Source organism: Skermanella sp. (assembly GCF_059503625.1).
In genome coordinates this window covers 1-9,633 of the sequence record NZ_JCACHA010000781.1, presented here as the reverse complement: position 1 = coordinate 9,633, position 9,633 = coordinate 1, and the positions used below count along the sequence as shown (strand labels likewise).

Sequence of the window (9,633 nt, the reverse complement as noted above, 5' to 3'; positions counted from 1 at the left end):
CGTCCGCTTCCTGCTCGCCACGGCGCGCATATCCTCGGATCTGGCAGAGTCCGTGATCGCGCCGGTCCAGCCGAAGTTCGAGCGACCGCGCCCCGCGTTGCCCTGGGTGGACGTTCAGCGCCTGCTCCAGGCGGTGGATACCTCCACGGCACGGGGGCTGCGCGACCACGCGCTCCTGCTGATGATGAGCACCTACGGCTTCGGAGCCGGCGAGGTGATCCGCCTGCGGTTCGATGACGTCGACTGGAATGCCGCCACGCTCAGGGTCGTGCGCCCGAAGACCGGCGTCGCCTTCACGCTGCCGCTGTTGCCGGCCGTCGCCAAGGCGCTGGCGTTCTACCTGCGCGACGGTCGGCCGCCGAACACCCTGACCAGACACCTCTTCGTGCGGATGAAGATGCCGTTCGGCCCGCTGAGTTCTTCTTCGCCGGTCCGCCATATCGTCATCAAGCATGCCAGGGCGGCCGGGCTGGACGCACCCTATCTCGGCAGCCACGTGCTGCGCCACTCGAACGCCGCCCGCCAGGTCGACCTGGGCATACGCCCCCAGGTGCTCTCCGACCTGTTGGGCCATCGTGATCCAGAGTCGATCTCCGCCTATGTCAGGATCGCCACGGAGACGCTGCGCGACATCTCCCTTCCGGTGCCGCGATGACGCTCGTCACCGCCGCCGAACTGGCCCGCGATGCCGAAGAGTTCCTGCGCTTCAAGCGGGCGATGGGCATTGCCTACCAGCGTGGCGAGTTCGTGCTCGCCGGCTTCGTTCGCTTTGTCGCGCGGCATTGGGGCGAGCGGGGTGAGGTGGCGCTCGACGAGGCGGTAACCCGGTGGTGCGCGCGCATCGCCGGCCGCAAGGCGGTGACGCTGGCCAACGAGTTCGGCGTCATCCGGCAGCTTTGCCTGTACCGGCGCCGGCGCGATCCGTCGAGCCATGTGCCGGAACAGGCCCTGGCGCCAGTCAAGGAATCGGTCTTTCTGCCCTACATCTTCAGCCATGACGAGGTGCGCCGGATCCTGACGCTGGCCGCGTCCCACCAGGGCCGCTTCATCGGGGCCTCGATGCTGCGCACCCTGATCCTGGTGCTCTATTGCACAGGCTTGCGGTTGGGCGAGGCCGTCCGGTTGCGGATGGCCGACGTCGATCTCGACCAGGGGACCTTGATGATACGGCACAGCAAGGGCCGGTCGCGGATCATCGCCATTCGCCCCGACCTTGTGGCCGAGCTTCGTCGCCATGTCGCCGAGCGGCGCCGGCTGCTGGACAAACGCCGTCAACCCGATCCGGAGACGTTCTTCCTGCGGCTGAACGCGGCGCCCCTGACGGTCACCTCGGCATCGCGGGCGATCCGACGGCTGCTGCGTCAACTCGGTCTCAAGCCTCCCGCCGGGCGCGGCGGAGCCCGGCCGTATGAGTTCCGCCACGCCTTCGCCGTGCATCGGCTCATGGCGTGGGCGAACGACGGCGTCGATATCCATGCCAAGCTGCCGTTGTTATCGGCCTATCTCGGCCACCGGAACATCATCGGCACCGAGGTCTATCTGAGGGCGACGCCGCAACTACTGGAGTTGGCCAGCAGCCGGTTCGAACGGCACCTGCGCGGTGCGTCCCCACCGCCATGACCAAAGCCGCGCCGAAGGAGCTGTTCGCGCTCGTCCAATCCTTCTTCGTCGAGTATCTGCCCCGCCAGCGCGGAGCGAGCCGGCACACCATTCGCGCCTACCGGGATGCGGTGAGGCTGCTGTTCGAGTTCACGGCGCAGCGCCTCGGCCGGGATGTCGCCTCGCTGGAGCTTGGCGACCTCGACGCCGACGCCATCGCGGCCTTCCTCGATCACATCGAGGTCGACCGCTCCAACTCGGCCGCCACGCGCAATTGCCGGCGCGCCGCGCTGCGCGGCTTCTTCAGGCACCTTCTCCGCAACGATCTGGACCATTCCCTGCAATACACGCGGGTCCTGGCCATCCCCTCGAAGAAGGCCCGGCAGAGGCCGACGACGTGCGGGCGATCATCGCCAAGCCGGATCGGCGGACCGACGCCGGATGGCGGGATTACACGCTGCTGCTGTTCCTCTACAACTGCGGCGCCCGTGTCAGCGAGGTCACCGGCGTCCAGTGGGCCGATCTTCAGCTGGCGGCACCGCGACAGGTGCGCCTGCGCGGCAAGGGCCGGAAGGAGCGGCTGTTGCCATTGTGGCGCGAGACGGCCGATGCGCTGCACCGGCTGCGCGGCATGGCGGGCGCCGAACGACAGCATATCTTCGTCAATCACCAGGGCCAGCCGCTGACACGCGACGGCGTCGCCTACATCCTCCGCAAGTATGCGTCGGCGGTCGCGGCCCAGGACCGCCCGACGCTTGCCCGCCAGCGGATCACGCCTCATGTGCTGCGCCACAGCTGCGCCGTGGCGCTGCTGCAGTCGGGCACCGACATCACCGTGATCCGCGATTATCTCGGCCATGCCAGCGTGGCGACGACCGGCCGGTACATCACCACGAACCTGCAAATGAAGCGCGACGCTTTGGAGACGTTCTGGGAGCATGCCGGCATCGAGCCCGCGAAAACCAAGCCTTGGAAGCCAGAGCCGAACCTACTTGCCTTCTTGCGGTCGCTCTGACCGGGGTTGATTTATGCGGAGTCCGAGGGGCCGCTGTCACCGGCCATGACGGCGCTGGCGGCGGGCCACTCCGGATAAAACCGAACTTTGGATAATGCGCCCAGCAAGCCGCGAGCACGACACGCCGCTCCGCCGTCAACCGCTCGAACCCGGCATAGCCATCGACCTGGAGCACGCCCCGGAAGCCGGTCAGGTGGCTCGCCGGACGCTCGCCCTTGCGGTCGGGGCTGTAGAAGTAAACCACCGCCGGCGGATCCGGTCCCAGCCAGGGCCGGTCATCCCGGGCGTAAGCCCAGAACCGGCCGATCCTCACCCGGCCGGCACCGGGGTTCAGCGTCGGCATCGACGTGTCGTCCGCGAACAGCTTGGTCGAGGCAAACACGTTTTCAGCCAGTTCGCCGTGCAGCATCTCGAGCCACCAGCACGCCTGACCGGCCCAGCCGGCGAGCACGGAGCGGTCGATCTCGACACCGTGGCGGGCCAGGATCTGGGCCTGTCGGTAGAACGGCACGTGGTCGGCGTAGCGGCTGACGATGACATGGGCCAGCAACGCCGGTGTCGCCAATCCCTTCGCGATCGCCTTTTCCGGCGCCGGCGCCTGATGCAGCGTGCCGCAGCCGCGACAGGCGTACTTGGGCCGACGGACGCACAGAGAACCCGGATCTGGGCCGGAACATAGTCCAGCATCTTCGACACGGTTTCGTGGGCGCCATGCAGCGCGCCACCACAGCACGGACAGGTCGCCCGGTCTTGGCCGATGTCCGCCGGCTCGATCGTGAGGTCCCGATGCGGCAGATGGTCGGGCGGATCGCGGCGACGCGCCAGCGCTTCAGGCTCCGCCGCCGGCTCGGAGACTACCGGGGCGATCTTTTCCTCGGCCCGGGCGATATCCGCCTCGATGTCTTCCAGAGCAAGCTGCATCTGGTCGGGATCGAGGCGTTCGGAGCGCCGGCCGAACATGGCCCGCTTCATCTGCCGGAGCAGCAGCTTCAGCTGCTCCAGTTCGGCCAGCTCGGTCTTCTGGCGCTCGACCACGTCCGCCAGATCGCGCACCAGCTGCTGGAGCAGGCACGTGTCGGTAGGCAGGTTGTCCAGGTCGAGGCGCATGACGGGAGTCTAACCTGGAAAGTCGGTCCAGAGCCAGTCAAAGCCGCAGAATTGTTCAGTTTTTTGCTGATCAACCCGCCGCCGTCGGCTTCCAGGTCGGCTCGGTATGGCGCCACTCCAGGCCTTCCAGCAGCAGCGACAGCTCGGCCGGCTTGAGCACCACGGCGCCGCCCGGCGTCCGGGTCGAGGGCCAGACGAAGCGGCCCTTCTCCAGCCGCTTGGAGAACAGCGCCATGCCATTGGTATCGGCGTAGAGGATTTTCAACCTGTCAGACTTTTTGCCGCGGAACAGGAACAGGTGACCCGAGAACGGATCCTTGCCCAGGTTCTGCTGGACCATCAGGGACAGGCCGTCGGACCCTTTCCTCATGTCGCAGGGCTCCAGCGCCAGATAGATGCGAACCCCGGCCGGTACCGAGATCATCGCCCCTCCTCCAGCACGTCAAGCACCCGGCGCAGCGCTTCGGCATCGACGTGCCGATCCACCCGCACGACACGACCGCCGCTCAGCAGGATCTCAATGAGGCCGTCCTGACAGGGCTCCGGCGCGGATGCCGGCGGCGATGCAAGAGGGTCGGGCAGCAGGTGGACGGGGGCGAAGACCGGCGGTTGCCCAAGCATTCCAGGCTCGCCGGTAAACTGCCGGCGCCAGCGGAACAGCTGACTGGCACTGACACCCCGGCGTCGGGCAACCAGCGAGACGGACATGCCAGGTTCCATCGTCTCTGCCACCAGCCGGAGCTTCTCCTCCTCCGACCAGCGCCGCCGGCGGGGCGCCTCGTCGAGGATCTCCATCACCAGCGGAGCACGCGTCGGCATAGGATTATCCATAGGACCAGCCCTATGACCAGGAGCGCTCGTCCCGTTGGCGGCCAGACGTCTGATCCACCGCCCCAGCGTCCAGCGGTCGATCCCATGCCCAGCCGCAAACTCCGTCCGGCTCTGTCCGCTCCGCCTCCAAGCCTCGACACGCTCGCGCCAGAACTCCGCCCGATCCTTGCCGTTCACACAACAATCCTCCGCCAATACCCACCGGCGGAATATTCCATGAATAATCAACTCCCGGAATGTGCCGTCAGAACCCGCTTACCCTCTAAATGGGCAACCAAGACCCAGATCTGCAACCCAGCTCATTTTTCAAACGGGCTCTGAGCTGGACTTTGCAGATTTAGGGAGGTTTGCAGGCGACGCGGATCAGGCGGTTGAGGAGCCTGTCTGCATTTTTTGCGCTGTCACGGTGCGCCGGTGACGTTGCGAAAGTCGTTGAGGTCCAGAGTTCTCGGCGAACGAGAGCAAGGGCATCGCTGAAGGTTGGATCGGCTTTGGGATACCAGCGGACAGCTTCCGGCAGCACGCCGTATTCGCTCTTGATCGTGCCGGCCCAGAGGGTGACCAGGGAGAACAGGCCGAGCAAGGCCGGGGTGGTGCGCAGGATCGCGAGATCGGACCACTGCCGCTGGGTCTCGACGCCGAGGTGGCGGCGAACTTCGGCGAAAGTGACCTCGACCCGCCAGCGGCGGACGAACCAGTCCAGAATCGCCGTCGGCTCGGCGTCGAGGTTGGTGCACAGAAAAGCCTGCGGCTCCCTGACCCCTCGGCGTCCCGCACCAGCACCCAGCGGATCGGCACCCGTCGGCCGGGGTGATGCCACAGCGCGGTGCCGGTCGCGACATCGAGCCGATGCTGCGTCCGCATACCATCCCCGGATCGTCACCCACTGCCATGGCGTGGCCGGATCCGCCACCCGGTCGTTCAGGGTCGGCAGGCGCACACCCTTGACCCGGGGGCGACCCCTGGCCCCGGGCCGGGGTGGCGGTGGCGGTTCATACAGACCGGCATCGAGCCGCAGCCGGGTGACGACATCCAGATACCGGCTGACGGAGCCCAGCAGGTCGATTACGGAAAAGCTGCTGTCGGCGACCGCGACGATGTGCCGGTCCGGCAACCAGCGGGCCGTTTGGAGCAATGCCTGACGGCCCCAGTCGGTCAGCTTTTTGTGCCGGCGGCCACAGCTTTGGGCATAACGTTCGGAGGGCGCCAGGATGGTCAGGAATGGCAGGGCCCAGACGCAGCCGGCCCAAGGAATGGGGGCCAACAGCATGACGCATAGCCAGCGCAGGCCACTTGCCTTGACAAAGTGACCATGGCTGGAGCGGACCGGGTCCCGGTAGATGCCGCGCGCCTTGATCTTCGTTCCCCACCGGCGTTCGATCGTGTCGTCAAGGCCGATGACGATCGGTCCCTCTCGGACGAAGGCGGCAACCAGCAACCGCAGCAGCCGACGAGCGACAAGCCGGGCCGACCAGGATGCGGTGCTCAACACACGATGATAAACGGCAAAGCTCGCGGTCCGGTCCAGATCCATGACGCGCAACGCCGCCGTCACGGTCCGCCGCCCCGGGCTGAGCAGAGCACCGCTGACCAGCACCAGGACGTGTCTCCAGGTCGATCCGCTGAAGCAGCCGAAAAAGGGAAACATCCAGTCAGCCAGGCTGCGCGGTACGGTATCGATCATGATCCGGGTTCGTGTCCCATCCGTTCACTCCGGCAAAGCAACCCGGCCCGGCACAGGAGATCACGATGAGGGCGACCGGAACCGACGATATGCGCGACCGCATCGCGGCCTACCCGTTTCCGCGCGGCGGGGTCGAGGTCGTGCGCGCCAACCGTGGCTACACGCTCTACAGCCGGCGCACGGATGGTCCCGTTGCCCGACTGCGGCCAACCAGCCAGGGTAAGGTTCAGGTGCTATGGTGGCGGGGAACGGCCTGGGCTGCTCCGAGTGACTTCGGCCCCGTCATCATGACACTCGATCAAGCCCTCGAATACATCGCAACCGAAGGCTTCTTCTGGATCAATGCCTGACGCCTGAAAAACCTCCCGAATCGTGCAAAGTCCAGCTGAGGGAGCGAGCGATTGCCTGATGGGCGGAGAAGCCGTTGAGGCGGCCTGTGCCGATGACCGATCGGATCAGGGCATGGATGTCGGCGCCCCAGATCGAGCGGAAGCCGTTGGTGACTTTGCGGAAGATGACGCTGGGGCGGAGTGCCCGCTCGGCCGCGTTGTTGGTCGGCGGCACGTCACGGTCGGTCATGAAGGTGAAGAACTGGGCGCGCCAGCGTTTGGTCTGCTGCTGCAGTTCGGCCCTGGCCGCGGTCGCCGTCGGCATCGCCAGCAGACGGTCGAGGCGGCGGTCCGCCGTGGCGCGGTACTGGACAAGGGTGCCGTCCTTCAAGGTTTTCCGCCGCCGACCAACGGCGATCGCCCAGCACAGCAGGCGGCGCAGGGACGGCGCGAAGCACGGCTCGCCGGCATCAACCGCATACTGGACGTCGCGCAGGACGTGGGCTCAAGCAAACCTGATGAGTTTCGGCGTGTCCCTGCTGAGCGCCCCAGCGATCCGATATCCAGCAGCGCGGCCGGTGCCCCTCCAGCACAACAGTGACGACGTCGCGGCCGCGCGAGGTGCGGATGCGGTGCAGAACCGCGGTGTCGCTGACCAGAACCCATTCCCAGCCCATCCGGGTGTGCCGAGCGTGTCGGTAGTCAGCCGGGCGCCGGTCTCGTCGCAGCCGATGACCGGGGCGGAGCGTAGCCGCTCGACGATTGCCGCTCCGGCGCGTTCCAGGGCCCGGCCGGAACGGCGCAGGGCATTGGCGATGGCCCCCTCGCTGATGGATAGGCCGAACAATTCCGCCATCAGTCCGGACAGCCGGTCGTAGCCGACCGCGTGGTGATGATGCAGGTAGGCCAGCATCGCCACCACCGACGGGCCGAAGGGCGAGCCGGGCGGCATCGTCGCAGGCGCCTCGCCGCGAACCCGCCGGTGACAGCCGGGGCAGCGCCGGCCGAAGATCCGCACCCGCGTGACCACCGGCCGGATCGGCGGCAGGTCGATGTGGTCGTAGGCGTGGCGAAGGGTCTGGTCTTTGATACCCAATCCCGTCCCGCAGTGCATGCAGGTTCGCGCATGGCAGTCGACGCTATGATCGGGGTCGCCTGCCAGAACCCGCGTCACTCCCGGACCATCGCGCTTGCGCCGGGGCTTCTTCGGGCGCGGGGGGCCGGTTGCCCTTCTACCCCCGGGACGGCGGCACGCTTGAGTTGTTCGGGGTCTTGGGCGGTCGGCCCAGCTTCGCCTCAAGAGCCGCCACACGATCCAGCAGCGCCACAATCAGCGCGTCCTTTTCCTCCGAGCTCAGGTGAGACAGATCGGGGCGTGTCATACCGATGTTGACTCACATCCTCACCGTCAAAGGAACCCTTCTTTCGCGTTCCCGCCAGTCAACTCCTGACTGAAATCCTACTATCCCACCGCGCTGATCAACCAACCCCGTGAGCAATTACCTCCCTAGAAGGCCGGCATGACTGCGCGGATGCGCTCGAGAGTTATCTGCGCATCCTTGGCCTTGCCGTTCCAGATCCGCCAGTGCAGGCGGTCGACTTCCGCGATGATCACGGCCCTGGCGTTCTCCCGCTCCGGGGTGTCGGCCGGCAGGTTGCACGCTGTCTTTTCTGCATGCTGCAATCGCATGGCGATGTGGAACCAGTCGAGACCCGGCGGCTCGCTGACGCCGGCATGGACCAGGGTGGAGCGCAGCCTGGAACAGCCGTCGGTAAACGCCGTCAGCTCGGTATCGGTCGTCTTGCCGACCTCGGCAAGACCGCGCCGGATCAGTGCCTCGATCGCGGTGTCGGTCTTGGCGACGGCGGCGAAAACCTGCCGGCCCCCTCCGACGTCTCGACATTGCCGAGGCGGACTTCGAGATGCCGCTGATCGTCCTCACAGCCTCGGATGAAGGTTGAATCTAGGGTCAGGGTGATCGCGACAGCCGCCGTTGCCGGTTCAGCCGGAGCGGCGTCCCGCAGTTCCGCGCCGACCTTGAGCGTGTAGGCGCGCAGGGTTTCGGGGTCAATCCCGGCATCGATCGGCAGAAGGTGTTCGAGTACGCCAGCGGCAACCCGGTACGGCATACAGGCGGAAAACTGCGCCCGGACCTGATCGAGCTCGGACGTCGAGCGGCAATGGGCCACCCAACCGTGCCCAGCCTCTGCCCCGCCGCAGCCAGCGCAGCGGAAGCGGAAGCGGGGCAGCCGGAGCGTGGGAGTGTCGAGAGATTGGGGGTGCCGGTTTCAGGCAGCTCTTCGAAACCCATGTCCAACCTTGCTTCGGAATGGCTCTGATCGCTGGCACCCCCAATCACTCGGCAGTCCCGGTTACGACGCCGAAATTCCTTCTACTTCTGGAATTGAAGCAGCCGCAACCTGTTTGTTTCGCCGGATCAGCCAGATGTTGCGGGCATAGATTACGAGACCTAGAGCCTGCCCCAGAATGAAGACGGGGTCTTCGCGGTAGATTGCATAGGCCAGCAGCGTGACGCCGCCGGCGACACTGAAATACCAGAAGGCTTCCGGCACGATGCTGCGCTTGATACGCTCGCTGTGAATCCACTGGATCAGAAAGCGCATTGAGAACAGCGCCTGCCCAAGAAAACCGATCGCCGTCCATAGAGTAAGCATATCACTCACCATTCCATTCAGCGGGCCTGCTCCACGCCATCTTCAGTAATGGCGGAAGGTAGACGGGTACGACGCTTCAGCCAGACAACGCCCAGAAGATCAACGATGCCAATGGCGGCACGGCCCAGATTGCCGTATTTGGACAGGCCGCGACGCCGCGGCCTGTGATTGACCTCGACATAATCGACACGATAGCCGTGGATCTGGAACAGCGCCGGCAGGAACCTGTGCATCGCTGCGAAGAAAGGCAGCTGGAGGAAGGCGTCGCGCTGAAACACCTTGATACCGCAGCCGGTATCCACGCAGCCGTCTTTCAACACCTTCCGGCGCAGACCGTTGGCGATCCTGGTGGCGACCCGCTTCGACCAGACGTCGCATCGCTCACGTCGCAG

Annotated in this window: 9 protein-coding genes and 6 pseudogenes; 5 read left to right on the top strand and 10 right to left on the bottom strand. The window is 66.1% G+C overall.

Features of this window, described 5'->3' with window-relative positions:
• The 4 genes and pseudogenes from AC5JJ6_RS27430 to AC5JJ6_RS27415 form a co-directional block, all read left to right on the top strand.
• Window positions 1-655 (top strand): site-specific integrase (locus AC5JJ6_RS27430; protein WP_496045107.1); only part of this gene is annotated, 655 nt, incomplete at its 5' end.
• Window positions 652-1,620, top strand: coding sequence for a tyrosine-type recombinase/integrase (locus tag AC5JJ6_RS27425; protein WP_496045106.1), 969 nt, complete (start codon window positions 652-654; stop codon window positions 1,618-1,620). The genes AC5JJ6_RS27430 and AC5JJ6_RS27425, both read left to right, overlap by 4 nt.
• A pseudogene (locus AC5JJ6_RS27420) lies at window positions 1,617-1,868 on the top strand (site-specific integrase); the annotation flags it as partial. The gene AC5JJ6_RS27425 and the pseudogene AC5JJ6_RS27420, both read left to right, overlap by 4 nt.
• A 128-nt stretch (window positions 1,869-1,996) precedes the next feature.
• Window positions 1,997-2,437, top strand: a pseudogene (locus AC5JJ6_RS27415) (tyrosine-type recombinase/integrase); the annotation flags it as partial.
• Between the two features lie 52 nt (window positions 2,438-2,489).
• On the opposite strand, the pseudogene tnpC (AC5JJ6_RS27410) reads toward AC5JJ6_RS27415, so the two are convergent.
• The 5 genes and pseudogenes from tnpC (AC5JJ6_RS27410) to AC5JJ6_RS27390 form a co-directional block, all read right to left on the bottom strand.
• Window positions 2,490-3,721: pseudogene (tnpC, locus tag AC5JJ6_RS27410) on the bottom strand (IS66 family transposase); the annotation flags it as partial.
• A 70-nt stretch (window positions 3,722-3,791) separates the two neighbouring features.
• Entirely contained in the window at window positions 3,792-4,145 is a 354-nt protein-coding gene (gene tnpB, locus AC5JJ6_RS27405) for an IS66 family insertion sequence element accessory protein TnpB (protein ID WP_496045105.1), read from the bottom strand.
• Window positions 4,142-4,540: an IS66-like element accessory protein TnpA gene (tnpA, locus tag AC5JJ6_RS27400; RefSeq protein ID WP_496045108.1), complete on the bottom strand. Its 399-nt coding sequence runs from the start codon at window positions 4,538-4,540 to the stop codon at window positions 4,142-4,144. The genes tnpB and tnpA (AC5JJ6_RS27400) overlap by 4 nt, the downstream gene beginning before the upstream one ends.
• Before the next feature lie 21 nt (window positions 4,541-4,561).
• Window positions 4,562-4,729, bottom strand: a pseudogene (gene tnpA / locus AC5JJ6_RS27395) (IS66 family insertion sequence element accessory protein TnpA); the annotation flags it as partial.
• Between the two features lie 160 nt (window positions 4,730-4,889).
• Window positions 4,890-6,236, bottom strand: a complete 1,347-nt coding sequence (locus tag AC5JJ6_RS27390; RefSeq protein ID WP_496045104.1) for an IS701 family transposase — start codon at window positions 6,234-6,236, stop codon at window positions 4,890-4,892.
• Between the two features lie 65 nt (window positions 6,237-6,301).
• On the opposite strand from AC5JJ6_RS27390, the gene AC5JJ6_RS27385 reads away from it, so the two are divergent.
• Window positions 6,302-6,586 carry a hypothetical protein gene (locus AC5JJ6_RS27385; RefSeq protein WP_496045103.1) on the top strand — a complete coding sequence of 95 codons (285 nt, stop codon included), beginning with the start codon at window positions 6,302-6,304 and terminating at the stop codon, window positions 6,584-6,586.
• Here AC5JJ6_RS27385 and tnpC (AC5JJ6_RS27380) read toward each other — a convergent pair.
• The 5 genes and pseudogenes from tnpC (AC5JJ6_RS27380) to AC5JJ6_RS27360 all read right to left on the bottom strand — a co-directional run.
• Window positions 6,576-7,947 (bottom strand): annotated as a pseudogene (gene tnpC, locus AC5JJ6_RS27380) (IS66 family transposase). The gene AC5JJ6_RS27385 and the pseudogene tnpC (AC5JJ6_RS27380) overlap by 11 nt on opposite strands.
• Window positions 7,948-8,072: 125 nt before the next feature.
• Window positions 8,073-8,255: a hypothetical protein gene (locus AC5JJ6_RS27375; RefSeq protein ID WP_496045102.1), complete on the bottom strand. Its 183-nt coding sequence runs from the start codon at window positions 8,253-8,255 to the stop codon at window positions 8,073-8,075.
• A gap of 140 nt (window positions 8,256-8,395) precedes the next feature.
• The gene (locus AC5JJ6_RS27370) at window positions 8,396-8,755 is read right to left on the bottom strand and encodes a hypothetical protein (protein WP_496045101.1); all 360 of its coding nucleotides are present in this window, start codon (window positions 8,753-8,755) and stop codon (window positions 8,396-8,398) included.
• Window positions 8,756-8,938: 183 nt separating this feature from the next.
• Window positions 8,939-9,253 (bottom strand): lipid-A-disaccharide synthase N-terminal domain-containing protein, encoded by a 315-nt coding sequence (locus AC5JJ6_RS27365; protein ID WP_496045100.1) that lies wholly within the window; start codon window positions 9,251-9,253, stop codon window positions 8,939-8,941.
• Between the two features lie 5 nt (window positions 9,254-9,258).
• Window positions 9,259-9,633, bottom strand: a pseudogene (locus tag AC5JJ6_RS27360) (glycosyl transferase); the annotation flags it as partial.